The 20,417-nt window shown below is 47.5% G+C and carries 21 protein-coding genes and 1 riboswitch; of the genes, 2 read left to right on the top strand and 19 right to left on the bottom strand.

All coding sequences use genetic code 11. The features are described 5' to 3' along the window. Positions 1–119 precede the first annotated feature (119 nt). Positions 120–1,316, bottom strand: coding sequence for a CCA tRNA nucleotidyltransferase (locus ACWPAB_RS00655; RefSeq protein ID WP_003570288.1), 1,197 nt, complete (start codon positions 1,314–1,316; stop codon positions 120–122). A gap of 103 nt (positions 1,317–1,419) precedes the next feature. On the opposite strand from ACWPAB_RS00655, the gene ACWPAB_RS00650 reads away from it, so the two are divergent. After that, positions 1,420–2,298: a YitT family protein gene (locus ACWPAB_RS00650; protein ID WP_003570286.1), complete on the top strand. Its 879-nt coding sequence runs from the start codon at positions 1,420–1,422 to the stop codon at positions 2,296–2,298. Positions 2,299–2,308: 10 nt separating this feature from the next. Here ACWPAB_RS00650 and ACWPAB_RS00645 read toward each other — a convergent pair whose 3' ends face one another. The 8 genes from ACWPAB_RS00645 to ACWPAB_RS00610 form a co-directional block, all read right to left on the bottom strand. After that, positions 2,309–3,577 carry a tetratricopeptide repeat protein gene (locus tag ACWPAB_RS00645; protein WP_003565365.1) on the bottom strand — a complete coding sequence of 423 codons (1,269 nt, stop codon included), beginning with the start codon at positions 3,575–3,577 and terminating at the stop codon, positions 2,309–2,311. A 245-nt stretch (positions 3,578–3,822) separates the two neighbouring features. Then, on the bottom strand, positions 3,823–4,098 hold the full coding sequence (locus tag ACWPAB_RS00640; protein WP_003658248.1) for an HU family DNA-binding protein: 276 nt from the start codon (positions 4,096–4,098) through the stop codon (positions 3,823–3,825). Positions 4,099–4,341: 243 nt separating this feature from the next. Next, a complete protein-coding gene (gene der / locus ACWPAB_RS00635) occupies positions 4,342–5,649 on the bottom strand; it encodes a ribosome biogenesis GTPase Der (RefSeq protein ID WP_003570284.1) in 1,308 nt (435 codons plus the stop codon). Between the two features lie 89 nt (positions 5,650–5,738). Further along, positions 5,739–7,058, bottom strand: a complete 1,320-nt coding sequence (gene rpsA / locus ACWPAB_RS00630; protein ID WP_003570282.1) for a 30S ribosomal protein S1 — start codon at positions 7,056–7,058, stop codon at positions 5,739–5,741. An 87-nt stretch (positions 7,059–7,145) separates the two neighbouring features. Next, positions 7,146–7,811, bottom strand: coding sequence for a (d)CMP kinase (cmk, locus tag ACWPAB_RS00625; RefSeq protein WP_003565355.1), 666 nt, complete (start codon positions 7,809–7,811; stop codon positions 7,146–7,148). 65 nt (positions 7,812–7,876) lie between these two features. Then, positions 7,877–8,497 (bottom strand): SAG1386/EF1546 family surface-associated protein, encoded by a 621-nt coding sequence (locus ACWPAB_RS00620; RefSeq protein ID WP_003565353.1) that lies wholly within the window; start codon positions 8,495–8,497, stop codon positions 7,877–7,879. Between the two features lie 58 nt (positions 8,498–8,555). After that, on the bottom strand, positions 8,556–9,965 hold the full coding sequence (locus ACWPAB_RS00615; protein ID WP_003570276.1) for a RecQ family ATP-dependent DNA helicase: 1,410 nt from the start codon (positions 9,963–9,965) through the stop codon (positions 8,556–8,558). Beyond that, positions 9,952–10,932 carry a helix-turn-helix domain-containing protein gene (locus tag ACWPAB_RS00610; RefSeq protein WP_003570274.1) on the bottom strand — a complete coding sequence of 327 codons (981 nt, stop codon included), beginning with the start codon at positions 10,930–10,932 and terminating at the stop codon, positions 9,952–9,954. The genes ACWPAB_RS00615 and ACWPAB_RS00610 overlap by 14 nt, the downstream gene beginning before the upstream one ends. A gap of 65 nt (positions 10,933–10,997) precedes the next feature. On the opposite strand from ACWPAB_RS00610, the gene ACWPAB_RS00605 reads away from it, so the two are divergent. After that, positions 10,998–11,255 carry a ferredoxin gene (locus ACWPAB_RS00605; protein ID WP_003565348.1) on the top strand — a complete coding sequence of 86 codons (258 nt, stop codon included), beginning with the start codon at positions 10,998–11,000 and terminating at the stop codon, positions 11,253–11,255. 146 nt (positions 11,256–11,401) lie between these two features. Here the strand turns inward: ACWPAB_RS00605 and ACWPAB_RS00600 are convergent, their stop codons facing one another. The 10 genes from ACWPAB_RS00600 to pfkA all read right to left on the bottom strand — a co-directional run bounded on the left by ACWPAB_RS00600 (position 11,402) and on the right by pfkA (position 20,308). Beyond that, complete coding sequence (locus ACWPAB_RS00600) at positions 11,402–11,980, bottom strand: ECF transporter S component (protein ID WP_003565346.1); 579 nt, start codon at positions 11,978–11,980, stop codon at positions 11,402–11,404. 96 nt (positions 11,981–12,076) lie between these two features. Then, positions 12,077–12,195, bottom strand: a riboswitch (FMN riboswitch). Between the two features lie 87 nt (positions 12,196–12,282). Further along, positions 12,283–13,026 (bottom strand): pseudouridine synthase, encoded by a 744-nt coding sequence (locus ACWPAB_RS00595; RefSeq protein ID WP_003570271.1) that lies wholly within the window; start codon positions 13,024–13,026, stop codon positions 12,283–12,285. Beyond that, on the bottom strand, positions 13,010–13,630 hold the full coding sequence (gene scpB, locus ACWPAB_RS00590; protein ID WP_003565342.1) for an SMC-Scp complex subunit ScpB: 621 nt from the start codon (positions 13,628–13,630) through the stop codon (positions 13,010–13,012). Before scpB ends, ACWPAB_RS00595 begins: the two co-directional genes overlap by 17 nt. Further along, positions 13,630–14,355 carry a segregation and condensation protein A gene (locus tag ACWPAB_RS00585; protein ID WP_003570268.1) on the bottom strand — a complete coding sequence of 242 codons (726 nt, stop codon included), beginning with the start codon at positions 14,353–14,355 and terminating at the stop codon, positions 13,630–13,632. The genes scpB and ACWPAB_RS00585 overlap by 1 nt, the downstream gene beginning before the upstream one ends. Beyond that, positions 14,330–14,716 (bottom strand): hypothetical protein, encoded by a 387-nt coding sequence (locus tag ACWPAB_RS00580; protein WP_003565339.1) that lies wholly within the window; start codon positions 14,714–14,716, stop codon positions 14,330–14,332. The genes ACWPAB_RS00585 and ACWPAB_RS00580 overlap by 26 nt, the downstream gene beginning before the upstream one ends. A 319-nt stretch (positions 14,717–15,035) precedes the next feature. Continuing rightward, a complete protein-coding gene (gene xerD, locus ACWPAB_RS00575) occupies positions 15,036–15,917 on the bottom strand; it encodes a site-specific tyrosine recombinase XerD (RefSeq protein WP_003565337.1) in 882 nt (293 codons plus the stop codon). Positions 15,918–15,921: 4 nt separating this feature from the next. Continuing rightward, positions 15,922–16,800 carry a CvfB family protein gene (locus ACWPAB_RS00570; protein ID WP_003565335.1) on the bottom strand — a complete coding sequence of 293 codons (879 nt, stop codon included), beginning with the start codon at positions 16,798–16,800 and terminating at the stop codon, positions 15,922–15,924. A 39-nt stretch (positions 16,801–16,839) separates the two neighbouring features. After that, positions 16,840–17,301 (bottom strand): DUF441 domain-containing protein, encoded by a 462-nt coding sequence (locus tag ACWPAB_RS00565; protein WP_003565333.1) that lies wholly within the window; start codon positions 17,299–17,301, stop codon positions 16,840–16,842. Between the two features lie 222 nt (positions 17,302–17,523). Next, complete coding sequence (pyk, locus tag ACWPAB_RS00560; RefSeq protein WP_003565331.1) at positions 17,524–19,290, bottom strand: pyruvate kinase; 1,767 nt, start codon at positions 19,288–19,290, stop codon at positions 17,524–17,526. A gap of 58 nt (positions 19,291–19,348) precedes the next feature. After that, a complete protein-coding gene (gene pfkA / locus ACWPAB_RS00555; protein ID WP_003565329.1) occupies positions 19,349–20,308 on the bottom strand; it encodes a 6-phosphofructokinase in 960 nt (319 codons plus the stop codon). Positions 20,309–20,417: the final 109 nt, after the last annotated feature.

Raw genomic sequence — 20,417 nt, 5'->3', positions numbered from 1 at the left:
GTCATGCAGAACGGGTTGGAAACGCACTGGTGGCCAACTATGCTATTTTAAAGCCGCCCAGCTGATCAATCGTCCTGTTTGACGTTGTTGAATGTGCTTACATGCTCATCATAACACACTCACAAACGATCTTGAGACATTTCAGTTGCGATCGGCAACAACTTTTTTAGTTCATTTGGCAAAGCTCCAGCGACGACACGCTGCTCGATTTGATTGAGTGCTTTGCCCATCGCTGGCCCGGGACGGACCCCCGCTTTAATCAGATCTGCACCGGTCAGCGCTAATTCTTTTTTACTATGAATCGGTAAGGCCGCGTAAGCCTCAGCTAGCTGCTGCTGATCAAAGTCAGGCGTCAGCAGTTTTTGAACCTCGCTAGCCGTTGTCACGGCCGCTTCGCCAGCTTGGTAAAGATCCCAAGCAGTCGGATTCGGCATCACCTGCAGTAGCTTGACAGTTTGCGTGACCAAGGTGATCAGCTCATTGGATTGCTTCCAGGCCTTTAGCATCACCAGCGGCTGTGTTCTTAAAAGGAAAATCAATGCCGCCCAGCCGCTTGCCAAACTGGTCAGTTGCGTATCAGGCAACTGAGAAAATTGCGTTAAGGCTGTTTCATGAGCCGCCATTTTCGGGGCGTAGGCAAACAAGCGAGTCTCAATAAAATCTTGCAAGCCAGCGCGTCGATCAATCCCAGTCAGCAACCGATTAAATTCTGCGGCGACTCGTTCTACAGAAATGTGCACTAACAGTTTGGCATTGTCGGCGATTGCCGCTTTGGTGGCTGGCTCAATACCGAACCCCAATTGGCTCTCGAATCGGACTGCCCGCATCATCCGCAAAGCATCCTCATGAAACCGTTCATGAGGATTACCCACTGCCCGCAGCTGGTGGTGCTGTAAATCTTTTAGGCCGTCAAACAAATCAATGATCGTGCCATCATGCCGAACAGCTAAAGCGTTGATAGTGAAATCCCGACGCTTTAAATCTTCTGCTAAGGAGCGCACAAAAGTCACATGATCAGGCCGGCGAAAATCCTGATAGCGCGATTCGGTTCGGAAAGTTGTCACTTCATAGCCAGTCCCGTGATCAAGCACCATCACTGTGCCATGCTCGATGCCGGTATCCGCTGTCCGCTTGAAAATTCGCTTAATTTCTGCCGGATACGCCGAACTGGCAATATCCACATCGTGAATCGGCAGCCCTAGTATCGCATCACGAACACTGCCGCCAACAAAATAAGCTTCATAACCAGCAGCTTCGATTTTTTTTAAAATCGGAATCGCTGCCTTAAAATCTGGCTGGGTCAAATCTAGTCGCATTTCAAACTCCTTTTTCCAAACCGGCAGCCACCATTACCACAATTAAGCCGAAATATGACATTTCTGTTAGAATAAGCTTAAATTCTTTTTTGGGAGGCGGCCTATGTCACGCACCACGCGTACTTGTTGGGATCTTTTAATGATTGTTCTTGGTTGTGCTTTATATGGGTTCGGGCTTGTTTATATTAATATTGCGAATCACTTGGCTGAAGGCGGCGTCACCGGGATTACCTTGCTAATCCGCTATTGGTGGCATCTCGATCCGGCATACAGCACGATTCTGCTGAATATTCCGTTGCTCATCGTTGGTTACAAATTTTTAGGCAAACGTGCCCTAGCTTACACTGTTTTTGGCACCTTGATGCTTTCTGCTTGGCTGTGGATCTGGCAACGGGTACCTTTAACCATCAACCTCGATCATGATCTTTTTATCTCCGGGGTTTTAGCTGGACTGTTTGGTGGTTTTGGCAGCGGCTTGATTTACCGCCATGGCGGGACCACCGGCGGCACGGATGTTGTTGCCCGGATAGTTGAACAACAGACCGGCGTGCCAATGGGACGAACCCTGTTAGTTTTCGATGCCGCTGTGCTAACGATCTCGTTGACGTATCTGAACATCGAACTCATGATGTACACTCTGCTTGGTGCCTACGTGTTCTCACAAATTGTTAACTTTACGCTGGATGGTGCTTACGCGGCAAAGGGCCTTTTAATCGTCTCTGACAAAAGCCAAGAAATCGCCACTGCCATTATGAACGAATTGGAACGTGGGACAACTTTCTTACATGCTGAAGGCGGGTTCGCCCACGATCGCAAGCAGGTCGTCTATGCTGTCGTTTCGTCAACTGAAATTGCCCAAACAAAACGGCTGATTGAGGCCATTGATCCGCACGCCTTCATCAGCATCCTTGATGTCCATGAGGCCTTGGGCGAAGGCTTCACCTACCAGAAAAAACGCCGCCGACTACTATTTGGTCATTGATTCACAACGATTAATCCGTCTCGGCGTTGAGTTCATCCAAACGGGCCTGCATCTCGTCGTCAGTAGGTACCAGTTTCAAATATCGCACTAAAGCGGCTTTCAATTCGGCGCGAGCACCAGTCGACTGGAAGAAATCAATGATATCGTGGAGAAAGTCCGGGGAATCCTGAAAGCGATTGAACGCTAAAAGGTAATTCTCACGGGCTTTTTTAATATTCTCCAACCGATCGTAGCTTTTAGCCATATTCCAATAAATTTGTGGGTCAACATCACCACTACGATCGATTTGGTCAAGAAAGTCAACATTTTCTTGATCACGCTCTTCCTGCACCAAAAAGTTGCTCCAAGCGAGCATATTACCTTGATCTTCCGGATCAATCGCCAAAGCCTTTTGTAAATACGTCTCGGCTAATTTGACATTGTCTTCACTAAGCGCTAATTTGCCGCCTAAGGCATATAGCGTTGGGTTCGTATCATCGACCATGACGCCGGCCTGAACCGTGTCTAAGGCCTTGTCAGGCTGATTCTGGGCCTCATAAGCACGAGCAAGTGGCAAATACGCATTGGCGTAACTTGGATCACTGTCAATCACGGCTTGAAGATTGGTGATCGCTTTAGCTGGATCATCAAGTTGTAAATACAAGCCGCCTAATTCGAACCGGCCATTGAGATCCAGTGCATCAACACCGACATCTTCATAAGCAGCCACTGCGTCTTCATACTGCCCTGTTTGCGCTAAACTGGCCGCCAACCGTGCTTCGATGTTAACCCCAGCAAGTTCAGTTGTACCGGCCGCTAGCAGCTCGTTATAAGCACTAATGGCCTCGGCAAAATGACCCCAGTCAAAATAGAATTCGCCTAAAGCGAAGGTCACCACCGGCTCGTCTGGCGCCAATCGCTTCGCCTCAAGCAGTTTTTGCTCACTGACCTCATATAAACCAAGTGTTTGATAAACATCGGCAGCGCTCACCAGACTTTGAACATAGGCAGGATCACCTGGCTGAATGCGACTAAGATAATTCAAGGCGGCGTCTGTATCTCCGTCAGAAACTGCAATATCAGCTAAAGCCGTTGCCAGATCGCCTTGGTCAGGATATCGCCCCAGGAGCCCTTGATAAAGCCGCTTAGCCTGACCGTTGAACCCAAGCGCATACAGTTCTTCGGCAAGGTTGTATTGGGTTTCGTCGTCATCGTGGGCCAATACTTGGGTGAATAGCTGCTTCGCCGTTTCCATCTGGCCAGCTTCAATGGCATCAAGCATTTCTTTTGCGTAACTCATGGCTGCCTCCGTTGATTTTATTTTATAAAAAGCCTAAAGATTGTCGTTACTGCTAGTTTAACATTGCGTTTTGCCGATTCCGAACTGATGAGCATCAAAAGCTCTCCAGCCACACTTGACTGCGCATATCGCTACTGTCGCTCGGTCCCGCCCCTGGTCGCTGGCGAATGACGCCAAAACGCGCAAAAACCGAGTCCAGATAGACTCGGTTTTTGGTTGTTTCATCATTGCCTCAGGTGAACCGCTTATTTAACGGCGTCCTTGAGTGCTTTACCAGGCTTGAATGCTGGTACCTTGGATGCTGGGATCTTGATCTCGGCACCGGTTTGTGGGTTGCGGCCCTTACGAGCGGCACGCTCACGCACTTCGAAGTTACCAAAGCCGATCAACTGAACCTTGTCACCCTTTGAAAGGGAGTCTTGGATAGAACCGAATACTGCATCAACAGCTGCGGTTGCATCCTTCTTGGTCAAACCAGTTGCGGTTGCAACACTTTCGATCAATTCTGCTTTGTTTGCCATGAACATTTCACCTCCATATTGATTAGATGCGTTAACACCTAAACATGCCCATTCCTGACCTCTCAGGAATGAAGAAACAATGATAATATGTATCACCATTTCAGGTTTAAACATAGCATAGCAAGCCCGTTGTGACAAGGTTTTTGCCAAACTTTTTGCTGTCTGATCAAGGATCGGTTATCGAAAATCACGATTTTTGACATATTTTTTTAAATGAAAAGACAATATTCAGCCATCGCCGAACTACTTGCGTTTACGTGCGATGATGTGAATCGGTGTACCGGAAAAATCAAAGGCCTGTCGCAATTGGTTAATCAGAAATCGCTCGTACGAGAAGTGCAGCAGGTCGGGATCATTAACAAAAACCACGAAAGTTGGCGGTTTGACAGCAACTTGCGTCATGTAATAAATCCGCAAGCGTTTTCCGTTAACTGTCGGTGTCGGTGTAACAGTAATGGCATCCATTAAGACATCATTTAGGACACTGCTTTGAATTCGCCGAGTTTGATTTTCTGAAACTGCCACAATCATGGCTGGCAAGCTCTGTAAACGCTGTTTCGTCTTGGCAGAAACAAAAATAATCGGCGCATAATCCAGATATTGGAATTCCTGACGAATCAGGTTTTCAAAATCCTTCATCGTGTGATTATCTTTCTCAACTGTATCCCACTTGTTGACGACGATGATGATGCCACGACCGGCCTCGTGGGCATAACCGGCGACCTTTTTATCCTGTTCGCGGATACCTTCTTCGGCGTTGATGACAAACAAAACAACATCCGAACGATCAATCGCTCGTAATGCACGCATGACCGCGTATTTTTCGGTGTTCTCGTAAACCTTGCCACGTTTACGAATCCCAGCCGTGTCAATCATCGTGAAGGTTTCGTCAACTGCTTCGAACTTCGTATCAATCGCATCGCGGGTCGTGCCTTCGATTGGACTCACGATGACCCGATTTTCACCAAGAATGGCGTTAACTAAAGACGATTTACCGACATTTGGCCGACCAATCAGGCTGAACTTAATCGAATCGTCTTCAACTGACTTATCTTCGGATGGAAATGCTGCTAAAACAGCATCCAAAACATCACCAAGGCCAATCCCATGAGTCCCAGAAAGTGGATAGGGTTCGCCAAAACCTAATGAATAAAAATCGTAAATATCTTGGCGACGTTCAGGGTTATCAACCTTATTGACTGCCAGTACAACCGGCTTTTTAGCCCGATAAAGAATCTGGGCAACCCGTTCATCTGCATCAGTTACCCCGCTTTCAATATCAGCGAGAAAAAGGATGACATCGGCTTCATCGATGGCAATTTCAGCTTGATCCTTAATTTGCGCCAAAAAAGGTTCATCGCCTAAGTCGATCCCACCGGTGTCAATGACGGCGAATTCTTTACCAAGCCATTCACTCGTGCCATAGATGCGATCACGCGTGACCCCGGGCGTATCTTCCACAATCGAAACCCGCTCACCGAGAATACGGTTAAAAATGGTTGACTTGCCCACATTCGGACGGCCAACGATTGCTAATGTTGGTAAGACCATAAAACGGCCTCCTTTCTGTGACGGCGTCATGGGATTTGTTTCCCATAAAAAAAGTTGAGCCAAGGCTCAACTTTTTAGGTTCAAGATGACTACTTGTTATCATCCTGATCATCATTGCCCTTAGCAGCATCTTTCAAGGCATCGCCTAAGATGTCGCCAAGTGAGAAGCCTGAATCATCTTGCTGATATTCAGCAGGAATCGACGTGGATTGATGACGATCATTGCCACGACGAGGACGTGAAGAACGACGACGATCACCACGGTCGCTATTTTCACGACTGCTGTTGCCGCCTTCATGAGATTCTTCTTCAGAGCCTGCTGGACGTTCCTGCAAAGCCTTGATGGACAAAGCAAGACGATGTGCATCAGGGTCAACGGAAAGAACCTTGACCTGCACTTCTTGGCCTTCCTTAAGGACATCCGCTGGGGTTGCTACGTGTTCGTGAGAGATCTGGGAAATATGAACCAAACCTTCAACACCAGGGAAGACTTCAACAAAGGCACCAAAAGTGGTCAAACGTTTAACTGTACCAGTCAAAACAGAGCCGGCCGGTGCCTTTTCTTCAATGTCGTCCCAAGGTTGTGGCAACGTTGCTTTGATGGACAAGGAAATGCGGTTGCGATCAGGATCAACGTTCAGAACCTTAACCTTGATTTCTTGACCAACCTTCAGAACATCGCTTGGCTTGTCAACATGATCAAACGAAATCTCTGAAACGTGAACCAAACCATCAACGCCGCCAAGATCAACAAAGGCGCCAAAGTTGGTCAAACGAGCAACTTTACCTTCAACGGTGTCGCCAGGTTGAATCTTCGCAAAGATTTCCTTGCGTGCTTCAGCCTTGCTGGCTTCAACAATCGCACGATGTGAAAGAATCAGACGATTTTCACTTGGTTCGATTTCAATGATCTTGAATTCAAGTTCCTTACCCTTGTATTGGCTAAGATCTTCAACAAAATGATCTTCAACCATGGATGCAGGAACGAAGCCACGAACACCGGCATTAACAACCAGTCCGCCTTTAACGACGCTGGTAACCGGAGCGGTGATGGTTTCACCTGCTTCATACTTAGCTTGGATTTCTTTCCAAACCTTTTGCGCTTCCAAACGGCGCTTGGACAGCAGGAACTGCCCATTTTCTTTATCTTTGCCAACCGTTGAAAGCACAACTAAATCAAGCTTGTCGCCGACTTTTGCAACATCGTGAATGTCATCGATTGGCTGAGTTGATAACTCCTTGATCGGGACCACGCCTTCGACGCCTGTTCCTTCGATCCCAACGATCAATTGTTTATCTTCAACGGCAAGAACGTCTGCCTTGACAGTATCACCAATCTTTACTGTGGTGACACTCTTAAGGGCGTCCGCCATTGTTTCGGTGTTCTCATTAACGTTATTATCACTCATGCCAAAAAATCCTCCTATGCAGCTGTATACTGGATCTATTGTACTTGAAAACGAACCAAATTACCACCTATTATTTTAAGCCCTTGACTATTTCGTCTTTACTTGGCCTATCAGGGATAAAATTCGTTCCACCACTTCATCGATGGTCATTGATGTCGTATCAATTCTAATCGCGTCAGAAGCCTGACGTAGCGGGGAAACGGCCCGATGAGAGTCCTTGCGATCGCGTTCGGCAATCTCCTGTTCGAGGGTAGCTAGTGGTGTCTCAATGCCTTTTTGAATATTTTCTTTGTAGCGTCTTTTTGCCCGTTCAGCAACTGATGCCACCATATAAATCTTCACTTCGGCGTTAGGTAAAACGGTGGTGCCAATGTCGCGACCATCCATGACAATATTGCTGGATGCTGCGATATCCCGCTGGCGTTTCACTAGTTCAGTACGTACCTTGGGTAACGCTGACACTTGCGAAACATTGTTGGTCACGTCTGGTTCGCGAATGGCTAAGGTCACATCTTCATCATTCATTAAGACGCGCTGTTCAGGGTCACCCGGTTCAAACCGAATCGTCATGTTGGCGAGATGCTGCATGATAGCCGCCTCATCGCCAAAGCCCAGCTGGTCTTTGATGGCCATGTAGGTCACGGTGCGATACATCGCGCCAGTGTCACAATAGATAAACCCTAATTCCTTGGCGACTCGTTTCGCAATGGTACTTTTCCCGGCACTGGCCGGGCCGTCGATCGCAATTTGCATACTTTCCTCCACAACACACGACCCTGCTCATGCCAATACGCATGCAGAACAGGGTCGTGTCATGATTATTTCACTTTCAAAACCGTGCCCGGTGCAATGCTGGAACCCGCACTCATACCGTTCATCTGGAGCAACTCATCTAAGGTCATTCCATGATTGACAGCGATTCGATAAAGGTTATCGCCTGCTTGAACGGTATATGAACTGCCAGCCGTGCTGGCACTTGCTTGCTCGCTAGGCTGCGCTGATGCACTGGTCTGTTCTTCTTGTTGGGAAGTAACGCTTGGTGCTTGACTAGGCTGAGTCGACGCTGCCTGTGACGAGGCCACTGAAGTCTTCGAGGCTTTGGAAGCCTTCGATGATTTCTTTGATTTTGAAACTTTACTGCTCTTTTTAGTACTTTGGATCACAACGCGATCATTAGAAAGGTTAGCGCCATTGCGGCTTTGATCACCAGAAATTTTGACATAAATAATTGGTGCCAAAACCACAAGAATTAACAAGATCGCTAAAATCCAGGTCAATTTTGAACTTCCTTGCCTTTTTTTCTTGGTGGCAACGCGGCTCAAATTACCTTGATCATCACGATCATCGTCAAACAGCGTTTCCCAAGGTTTACTTGGATCCTCACCATTGGTGCGTTTGTGATCCTCATTGTCATGTTGGTGTTCATCTTTTTCCGCCATCACGATCCCCCTCACTACTGCGCTTATTGTATCATATTGACCAGCGTCAGAGCGTCGGTTATCTAAAGATTTGGTGAAATACTGCCTGCCAAGAAGCTAATTTTGGTTGTTCTTGTGGCACTTCAGGCTGTAGTTGGCACAATATCGTAGTGGTGATCTCACCACAGCACAAAGCCGTATGCGGTTCAATTGGCGAATCAAAATGTTGCAGCAGAACAGCACGACGGCATTCTGATTCATTAACAAAAGCCGCCATCGCTGCGAAACTGGCCTGTTTCTCAGTTAGTCTGTGCTGTAATTGCTGCTGCGTAGCCTCTACCGAAAAGCCAGCGTCTACATACGCTTCAATCAGATTGATCTGCGGATCGTCAAAAGTGCGATACGCCTCAGGATGCGCATAGATGAGCCGAATCAATGCCGCATCTGGCAACATCCCCGCCAAAATAGCGCCGTGCTGAACATCATGATCGGTCACCAAAAGCGCCGCTAGACTCTGCTTGCCATCACGGCCGGCTCGTCCGATTGCCTGATAATAAGCTTCAAGCGATTCCGGCACATAGGTATGCACGACGAACCGTACATTTGCCTTATCGATCCCCATGCCAAACGCACTCGTCGCACAGATAATCTGCAACTGATCCGATTGAAACTGTCGCTGGATTAGATCGCGTTGGTGCCGATCCAACCCAGCATGATAAAAGGCCGCAGCATGGCCGGCTTTTTGCAATCGTATCGCTAACGTCTCACACGCGGCTCGGGTAGCACTATAAATGATCGTTGGCCCCACCACCTCGTGCAATAACTGATCCAGTCTTAAAGCCTTTTCCTTATCTGTTAAGCCGGTCTCAACGCCAAGGAAAATATTTGGTCGATCGACTGACCCAGCCAAAATTGCTGGCGATTGCATGCTTAGATGTTGGACAATGTCACGGCGAACGGGCTCCGGTGCGGTTGCGGTTAAGGCAAGAATCGCATTTGCTTGCAATTGTTGGCGAACTTGTCCCAGCTGCAAATAAGCAGGTCGAAAATCTGGCCCCCACTGTGAGATACAATGCGCTTCATCTACCACAAATAAGCCTAGGGCCAGTCGTTTGAGCGCCATGAGCACATCAGCGCGTTGTAAAATTTCTGGTGAGACAAAAATATAGTGGTAACTTGCCAATCGTTTGAGAATTTGGGTAAAAGCAACCGGTGGCATTTGCGCTGACAAGGCAATGACCCGTTTTTCTCCAGCTGCTTGCAAACGACCAACTTGATCATTCATCAAGGCAATGAGCGGTTCAACAATTAAACTTGGCTTGTTACTGATCAAAGTCGGCAATTGATAACAGAGTGATTTCCCGCTGCCAGTAGGTAAAATTCCCAGCGTGTCATGTCCATCCAACACCGATTGGATCAAAGCCTTTTGTCCAGGTCGGAATTCTTGAAAGCCAAAATGTTGTTGAAGTTGTGCTTCAAGTTGTGACACGCGGCCACCTCCCTTGAAAACTTAGAATCTGGAACAATCGAATCTGAAAAAAAGTACTTCCAGGAATGGCTGCCAACAATGCCTGATGATCGTAGATTTGCGTCACCCGATCAAGTGCACGGTGAATTTTAAGCGGCACCAAATGCTCAATCGGCAACGTTTCACCCATAATTGCCGCGAGCAACAGATGTTCATTAATCGTGCTTTGCTTACGGTGGCTGCGATGAGCAATTGTTGGCAACGCCATGCCAGCGCGTGCTTGCGCCAAGGTCTGCTGCGCCGGTCGCGAAACGAAATCGCGGGGTCCGCCCCACAACGCCGTCCACATACTCCTAGTATTAGCGAGCTGCTGAACCAGTGCCGCCAGCGCATCGAGTCGTTCAAAGTGAGCCTGCAATGTTGCTGGCATCAGTTGTCCGGCGTAGTCATGGCCAATCATGTTAGCCGCTAGCGTGTCAGCTAATTCAGTCGGCAGTCCTTGAAAAAGGCTGCTTAATGTTGTAACGGCAGCTCGATGATCGACCTGCTGATACCACTGCTTCACAACTTGCTGTGTCGCCCAATTAACACTTATTGGTTGATAAGCACGGTTCGCATAACTCGCCTCAGAAAGCACTTGCACGCCTAAAAAGAACCGCGGTGCGAACACCGGTAAGTTCATCCACGGTTGATAATGTGTCGGTAACGGTAACTGCGTAACTGCTGCTTGCTTGAGATGCTGCCCTTTTTCCGTTAAAATCAAGCCGGTTTCAGTTTCACGCAGCACTCTTTGCACTTTCAACGTCGTGATGGCCGCTGAAAAAGCTTCTTTTGACAGACTTGGATAAAGATGCAACCATTGCAGTTGTTGGTGAATCAAGGCGGCGTAAAGGATTGAAATGGTCTGCTTACCAGTTAAGAGTCCAAAAACAGCCCGCTCACGCCGCGGCTGCTCACTGAAAAATTGAATCACAAAATCGGTCAGCAAAGCTTGTCACCTCATTTCTCAACATTGCTGTTTAAGTGTTATGTATCGTATAAAGGAGTTTGAATATGGCTTTATATGGCAGAGTAGAACGTCCAGAGTGTATTGCTTGCGGCTTGTGTCAGATGTTGGCACCTGCCCTTTTTGATTACGATCAAGCTGGCATTGCTTATTATAAACCAGATCGCAACACCGGCACTGAGCCTTTAAACGATCAGGCCACGATCGACTTTCGATTGGCCTACCAACGCTGCCCGACCCACGCTATCAAACGTAGCGATCACCCGTTCAACGCGCGCCCGTTTTCTGAGACGGGGAAAGCTTAACTGCTATAGTTTCAGATTACGCGAACCAATAGCACGTGATCCGAAGATTGACGTGATTCGTCGCAAGACAATCGATTTTACGCTAAAGAAAAACATCCGTCGCTTAACTAAGCTGACGGATGTTTTTTAGTTGATTGATTAAATCATTAATGACTAGGTTGAATCTCACGCCGAGCTAACCACGGTGCCAAGGCCTTGGCGATCGCGAAGAATGCAACCGAGACCACAATTCCTTTGATTAAGTTGAATGGTACAACGCCGATTAAAACGTAACGCGTCAGCGACATACCAAGGTTAAAATTGAAGACCGCCATGTACATCGGCGTGATCACCAGCCAATTGAGCACACTCATGACAAGTGTCAGGCTTGCGGTACCTAGTACCAGACCTTCAATTTGCCGCAACAAGCTGTGCTTGCCACGAATCGTGTAAACAACTGGAAGCAGGAACCCAACGCTCGCAATGAAAGCTGCCAGATCACCAATTAAATTGACGACCCCGCCGCCTGTTAAAGCAAAATGCACAAGACTCCGGATAAATGCAACGCCGATCCCGCCAGCCGGGCCATATAATAACCCACCAAGCAAAACAACCAGATCTGATAGATCAAGCTTCAGGAACGGGAAAGCAGGAATGATCGGAAATGAAAACATCATCAAAACATACCCGATCGCCGCTAACAACGCGATACCAACCAAACGGTGAACCTTGGAACTACTTGCCATAAAGCATTACCTCCGTGAGGCCGTCTTCCGGAACTTAAAAAGACCTATTCCTCCTTCAGGGGGAATAGGTCTTGATTGAATGTAGATTCAAAAAAGCCCCATCTTCTTCCATCTAGACTATCACTATCGGTACCGGAGTCACACCGGTTCCACCGCATAAGCGGGTCGCGGACTATACCGCCGGTCGGGAATTGCACCCTGCCCTGAAGACGAACCAAGATTATTTAATTAACAGCTTTACTTTAGCAAAGGCGCCGGAAAAGTTCAAGCGTTTGCACTGAAAACGTTAACAATTTCACCAACTACTTATTTTCCGATTCACCCGCTAGTTTTCGCAAGGCTTGCAGTTCTTGCGGCTTGATTGGCCGATGTTCACCTGGCTGTAACCCCACCAAAGTTAAGTTGCCATACGCTTCCCGAGATAGTTTTAGAACTGGGAAGCCGACTGCTTTAAACATCTTTTTAACCTGATGATTCATGCCTTGATGAATGGTCAAAGATACGATCGCCGTTTTTTTAGCCTTATCAGTCGAGATAATGTCTACTTTAGCAGGCGCAGTCATCTTGCCATCAACCTCGACACCTGTTTTGAGCGGAGCCAAGGCAGGTCGATTCGGTACACCTTGAACCTTGGCTACATATTTTTTCTCAAGCGCGTAACGTGGATGCATCAAATGGTTGGCTAAATCGCCATCGTTTGTCATCACAAGTAAGCCGCTTGTATCGTAATCTAATCGGCCAACTGGATAAAGACGCTCAGTAATATCCTTAAAGTAATCGGTGACGACATCACGTCCCTTATTATCTTGAACAGCACTAATCACGCCGCGCGGTTTATAAAAGAGAAAGTAGCGCTTAGCCTCTTTGCCAATCGGCACGCCATCCACTTCGACTTCATCATGCGGACCAATCTTGATGCCCATTTCAGTTTCAATTTGGCCATTAACTTTGACATGGCCAGTTGCAATCAACGTTTCCGCATGTCGACGCGAAGCAATACCGGCATTTGCGATAATTTTTTGAAGCCGTTCAGTTTTGGTTGTCATGTTGTTGATTTTGCTCCATTTTCTTTTCGTCTATAGTAGCTTCCTCTTGATCATCATCGTGCCGAAATGCCGTAAACAAATCAACCTCACCTGTATCGGCAGGCGCATCAGCTAGCGGTGGTAAATCAGCAAGGCGGTTCAACCCAAAATAGTCAAGGAAAAACTGAGTTGTCGCATATAAAATTGGTCGACCAGGGGCTTCTTTTCGGCCTGCCTCTTTGATGAGTTGTCGCGCAGCCAAGGTAGTTAATGCGCCTGAGCTTTGAACACCGCGAATTTCGTCAATTTCAATCCGGGTAATCGGTTGCTGGTACGCGATAATCGCGAGCACTTCTAACGCAGCCTGCGATAATCCCGCAGCTGGCGGCCCGGCAAAATATTTCTTGATTGCAGGTGCGTACGCTGGTTTGGTCAGTAAATAATACCGGTCCGCAAACTGCTGCAATTGCAGGCCACGCTGATCATCAGCAGCCAGCCGTTGTCGATACGCGTCTAATTGCTGTCGCATCGCGCTTTCGCTGATTTCTAAAATGCCGGCCAGCTCACCCAGCGTCACGCCGCTTTCGCCAGCTGTGTAAAGGATTGCTTCTAGTGCTGGCTCCATTAAGCAGCCTCCTTCAAGGTCACTGTGATTGGATCAAATGGCGCCTCTTGTTCACAAATAACCTGATCATTTTTCATCAATTCAAGCAAAGCCAGAAAAGTCGTCACGACTTGCTCAACCGACTGAACCGACAGTAAATCAGCAAAGAGACATTGCCCGCCTTTTTGCAATGTCTGTAGCACTTCGCCGATTCGTTTTTCAACGGATACAGGTTCGGTTTCAATGTGGGCAATGGTTTGGCGAGTGGCTTGTTGTGCCTTCATCACACGCGCCATGGCCGCTTGTAAATCAACTAATTTCACCGAACCTGGCGCAAGTGGCACAGCCATTTTGGCGTCTGGCAATGTGGTTGGCTTGGCATAGGCTTGTGCGCGTTTAGCTTCGCGTGCTTTCAAATCCTTTGCCGCTTCTTGGTAGACTTGATAGGTTAATAATTGTGCCACTAAATCTGCTCGTGGATCTGGCGCATCATCAGGAGCCATCGTTTCGGGTTCAGGTTGCGGCAACAAAAGGCGACTTTTCAAGACCATCAAATTAGCGGCCATGACAAAATAATCGCCGGCCACGTCCAGCGCCAGATCCTGCATTTGATGCAGGTAATCTAGGTATTGAGCGGTGATCTCAGCGATCGGAATGTCGTAAATGTCAACTTCATTCGTCCGAATCAAGTGCCAAAGCAAGTCTAACGGTCCGGAGAAGTCATTCAGCACGAGTGTCAGTGCCATGGTCATCCTCTTTTCGAAACTTGTTAAAGGCGGCGATTAGTGGTGCATGTTCAAGGGCACCCATCAATTTCTTGTTTGGGAAAAGTTCAGTCAGTTCAGTCAACGCGGCAAATGCCGTTGCTTGGTCACGAAAATTAGGTGAAAAGCTTAAATGCCGCACCAAAACAAAGTCAGCACTTAGTTCAATGCCAACGACACCAACAAAATCATTCTTATGTTTGTATAGATACAACGCATGGGAATCATCTTCGGTGTACATCTTGAGTTCTGTCTTTAAATGCCCGACATCTTTCAGATCCGGAATAAAAGACAACAATCCCATCGCGATCTTCTCATAGTCGTTTTTGTATTTAACCAGCATGTTTGCCTCCAAGAGATACTCTCGTAACACTCTATCATAGAAACGCGGCAGTAGCAAAGGGCAGAGCGTGAACGTATGTGTCAAGTTTTTCTCGGTTCTACGCTAATCAAGTTTAATCCTATTGTCCGATTTGGCTCCGCGGCGATTCGGGGTGGCGACCGCGCAGCTAGAGTGGTGGGCACCACTGAGCCCATCGCCGCTCCGCCAACGCTCTGCTTTCTATCTTAGTATTCGAGCTAGACTGCCCATGGCAATGCTGATGGCCACAATCTCTTAGTCATCAAACATATTCTTAGAAAGGAACACCCTGTCAAAATAGCTACCCGCGCGGATGCGTTTTATGATAGACCGCAACCAGATGTTGATTGCTTAAATGGGTGTAAATCTGGGTCGTGCTGATGTCGCTGTGGCCGAGTAGTTCTTGAACCACGCGCAGGTCAGCACCGTTTTCGAGCAACCTTGTCGCAAAGCTGTGACGAAGAGTGTGCGGTGTGACATCTTTTTCAATGCCGATACTTGCAATATATGCTTTGAGGTTCTTCCAGATCCCTTGGCGAGTCATTGGCCCACCGTGAAAATTGACAAAAACGTTTTTAGGTTGTACTCGTTTGAGTAATTTGGGTCTGGCCTCTTGCAGATAGCGATCCACCCATTGTGTGGCTTGCGGACTAATGGGAACCAGTCGTTCTTTGTCCCCTTTACCAGTCACTTGAAGTAGATTCATTGCCAAATGCAATTGATCAAGACGTAAATCAACAACTTCTGAAACCCGTAACCCAGTAGCATACATCAACTCAAAAATAGCGCGATCACGTAATCCCAATGGCTTGTCGGTATCTGGTTTGGCCATCAAAGCATCGACTTCTTGACTCGACAACGTTGCTGGTAAATGTTGGGCACGTTTTGGGGTGTCAATCTTGGTCATTGGATCAGCTGAAATTGCCCCTTCACGCAGTAAAAACCGATAAAACTTGCGTAAAGCAGAAATCATGCGGCTAACTGAAGCAGGTGCCTTGGTGGCATTCTGCTCCTTTAAAAAGGACTGGATGGTACCGAACTCCTCGGGAAATGTCCTTCTTTTTCGGGCCGCTAGCCAAGCCGAAAAAGTGATCAAATCCTGCTGATAGCTAGTTTGGGTGGCTTTTGCCAATCCGCGTTCAACATTTAGATAATGAATAAAATCCGCGATCAACCCATGCATGATGTTACTCCCGAGACGCCTTGGCTGCGGCCGTCAAAATCGTATACCCAGCTTCCTCTTTCACTAAGCCAGCCTTCAACAAATGGCCCAGTGCGCGCTTAAAGGCGCCTTTACTGATGCCAAAGGTTTGCTTAATTGCTTCAGGATCACTCTTATCCGTATAAGCAATTTTTCCTGAAGGATCATGCTGCAAAACTGCCAAAATCATGCCAGCATCATCACCGATGGCCTGATAGGCACGTGGTTTTAGCGACAAATTCAGCTCGCCATTGGCACTAACCCCGATCACGCGAGCATGCAAAATTTGCCCAAGTCGCGGTTCAGCATCGCGCTCACTTGGATGGATAAAACCCAAATAAAAATCATCGGTCAAGACACGCGTTCCAGCCATCTTCAACCGATAAGCCGTGGCAGTAACATCAGCATTCATCTGTTCAGGCTTCGCGCGATTTGCAACCGCGTGGATGATACTTTCATCAGCCAGATTGCCCCACATCCGGTCTTTTTTGTCGACTGTTAAGGCAACCATTAATTGATCGCCTTTTTGCGGCCATAAACGGCTGATTTCAGGTAACTGGTCTTCACTGACCACAATATCTTTGTCTGGTAAGCCAATGTTCACAAATACCCCAAGATCCTTACGCACTTCGACTACTTTCGCAAAAGCGTAATGGTCGCGGCCAACTGTCGGAACTTTTGTGGTTAAACGAGCCTGCCCTTGCTTATTTTCATAGGCAAAACCCTCAACATCACTGCCAACTTCTGGAAGTTCAGCCAACTCACTGCGATCAATGGCCAAAGTGACGCCATCATGCTGAGCAAAGACTTCCGTGTCATTGTGATCCGTCACTTGTGCGGTGACAATACTGCCATTAAAATTCATTTATTTTTCTCCTTAAACCAGCGCCATAGTTGCCGGTCATTAATGTCCAGGAACAAGATTAAAAACGGTCAAGATAACATAGGTGAGGCCACTGGCGATCACCGGTCCAGCCGCAATGCCCTTTAAGAACACGACGCCAATAATTGTGCCAAAAACCAATGCCACAGTCATTTCCGGGCTCATTGCCAGCAGACCGACACCCTTTGCCGACAAAACAGCGACTAAAACGCCGCACCCGATCGCAATCCAGCCAGCCGGACTTTTAATGACATTAAGAAGCTCTTTAAAGCCGATCTCACCGGTTGCAATTGGCACCATGATAGCGGCTGAAATCACAGTCACGCCCCAATTGATCCCTTGCGTCTGAAGCAATTTCAAAAAGTTTTGAGTTTGCGGGATCAGCTTGAGAACCATCACAGCACTGACCCCAATTATCAGGCTTTTATTTTTGCCGACAATTGCAATTGCTAAAATACCTAGTAAAAAAAGCCAACTCTCCACAAGTGTTCCCTCCATCATGATGCTGACCAAACTGCCAGCGTTATCGCTTACGAGATTGCATACTGTTTCTTATTATAAGCCACTCGCACGCACCTGACGACCTCTGCTCATACATTTATCAGTAAGTTGCTCAAAACAGGCAACGGTAGTGTTTTTTTGGAAGAAAAAACTCCCAAGTTTCCTTGAGAGTTTTTCCTAACCTTTAACAGGTCATTTTGAAGATTAAAGGGCGTTGGTAGCACCTTTGTAGATGATCCCACGACGGGAGTCAACAGTAATGATCTGGCCATCGGAGATGACGCTGGTAGCATTTTCAGCACCAACAACAACTGGGATACCCATAGCAATACCAACAACAGCTGCGTGACTGGTCAAGCCACCGGTTTCAACAACCAAGGCAGCTGCTTTTTCGATTGCTGGCAAGTAATCTTTGTCAGTCGTCTTAACAACCAGAATGTCACCCTTTTGCATCTTAGCAGCAGCTTCTTGAGCGTTGCTTGCGATGACTGCCTTACCAATCGTGGATTCGTCGCCGACACCTGAGCCTTGAACCAGCTTGGAGCCAATGAGTTGAACCTTCATTACGTTGGTTGTACCAGATTCACCAACAGGAACACCGGCAGTGATCAAGATCAGATCGCCTTCCTTAGCAAAGCCAAGGTCTTGGGCCTTCTTGGTTGCCAAGTCGAACATAGCATCGGTGTTAGCAGGCTTTTCAGCAATGATTGGGTAAACGCCCCAGTTGACCATCAGGCCGCGTTGGGTCTTTTCGCTGAAGGTAATGGCAAGAATGTCAGCCTTCGGACGATACTTGGAAATCATGCGGGCAGTGTAGCCGGATTCGGTCGCAGCAACAATGGTCTTAACCCCTAAGTTGCGAGCCGTGTGTGCAACACTTTGGCCAACAGCTTCGGTGACGTTCTTGTTACTGTATTCCTTCAATGCGAAGGCATCCTGATCCATCATCGCTGCTTCGGTGTATTCGTCAATCCGAGCCATTGCAGCAACGGATTCAACCGGATAGTCACCATTAGCAGATTCGCCAGAAAGCATCGTTGCATCGGTGCCATCAAAGACGGCATTGGCAACGTCGTTTACTTCGGCACGGGTAGGACGTGGGTTTTCTTGCATGGAATCCAACATTTGTGTAGCCGTGATAACCGGCTTACCCAAAGAGTTGCACTTCTTGATCAAGCGCTTTTGAACGATCGGAACATGTTCAAATGGAATTTCAACACCCATGTCGCCACGAGCAACCATTAAGCCATCGGAAACCTTCAAGATGTCATCAATGTTGTCGATGCCTTCTTGTGATTCGATCTTAGGGAAGATCTGAACATTAAGTGCGTTCTTTTCTTCAAGGAGTTCACGAATGTCTAAAACGTCTTGAGGCTTACGAACAAAGGAAGCAGCAATGAAGTTGATCCCGTTGTCCAAGCCGAAACGAATGTCATCGGAGTCTTTTTCCGTAATCCCAGGCAAGTTGATGGCAACACCAGGAGCGTTGACACCCTTCTTACCACCAAGGACACCGTCGTTTTGAACAACGGTAACGAGTTCACGGTTCTTTTCGTCCTTTTCGGTGATCTTCATGTCAATCAAGCCATCATCAAACAAAACATGGCCGCCAACGTGAGTGTCATCATAAAGGCCAGGATAGGTAACAGCAACTTTTTCCTTGGTGCCTTTCAGACTTGCATCCATGGAGATGCGAACTTTGTCACCGGTGTGAAAATCGATCTTACCATTCGGGGTATCTTCAAGAGTTGTCCGAATTTCGGCACCCTTCGTATCCAGCATGATACCAACGGTCTTACCCGTGATCTTTTCAGCTTCGTGAACCATGTTCATCCGTGCCAAATGCTCTTCATGATCACCATGTGAGAAATTGAAACGGAAAACGTTGGCACCCGCTTCAATCAACTTAACGATGATATCAGTGGTGTTACTTGCAGGTCCAAGCGTGCTGACGATCTTGGTTTTTTTCATAAGTGAAATCGCTCCTTGAAATTATTTAAACAGACGTTAATGTCGTTTGTTTACGAGATTAAAATGTTAACTCTTCCGCTAAGGTGTAGAGCGAAAGTTCTGCGTGATGCTTGGCATCAAACAAGGTCCGAACATCATGTGCCGTGATCTTGTTATTCTCAATGCCGACAGCCAAAGCGCCTTTGCCTTGCAACAAAAGTTCAACCGCGTATGAACCCATTTGTGAAGCCAAAACGCGATCACGTGCGGACGGTGCACCGCCACGAACAATGTGTCCCAGAACTGTCGAACGTAATTGGAAATCGCCATGTGCGGCTAATTCCTTGGCAAATTGATCAGCGTGCATCACGCCTTCTGCCAAAAGAATGACCGCATGCTTTTGACCACGTTCACGAGAACTTTGCAACTTCGACGCAATTTTCTTAACGTCAAAGTCGTGTTCTGGAATGATGACATCCTCGGCACCACCGGCGACGCCCGACCAAAGGGCAATGTCCCCAGCTTCACGACCCATGACTTCAATGACAAAGGTTCGTTCATGTGAAGCCGCGGTATCGCGAAGACGGTCAACAGCTTCCACAACTGTATTAACGGCAGTGTCAAAGCCAATCGTGAAGTCCGTGTAAGGAATATCGTTGTCGATCGTTCCTGGCAGGCCAATGGTGTTGAAACCGTGACGCGTCAAAGCTAGTGCACCGTGATAAGAACCGTCTCCGCCGATGACGACCAACGCCTCGATGCCAAACTTGTTTAATTGTTCGACCCCGCGCAACTGGCCTTCTTCTTGCGCAAATTGTGGATAACGTGCGGAATATAACATGGTCCCGCCGCGTTGAATCTTATCACCGACAGTTGATTCATTCATTTTGAAAATGTCGCCGGCAACTAACCCAGCAAATCCATAATTGATGCCATATACTTCAAGGCCTTCGTGCATCGCCTTGCGAGCAACAGCGCGGACCGCGGCGTTCATGCCAGGCGCATCCCCGCCACTGGTCAAAATACCAATGCGTTTCATTATTTCACCTCATGCATATTCTTTTGCGATTTGTCCCATCACAAATACTCATTGAGTTTACCACTTTTCAGAAACAAAGTCCCTGAAAATGAGAACATTTTACAATTTT

The sequence above is a fragment of the Lacticaseibacillus sp. 30 genome, from assembly GCF_053819265.1.
Note: the sequence above shows the minus strand (reverse complement) of the source record. Positions and strands in the feature narration are given on the sequence as shown.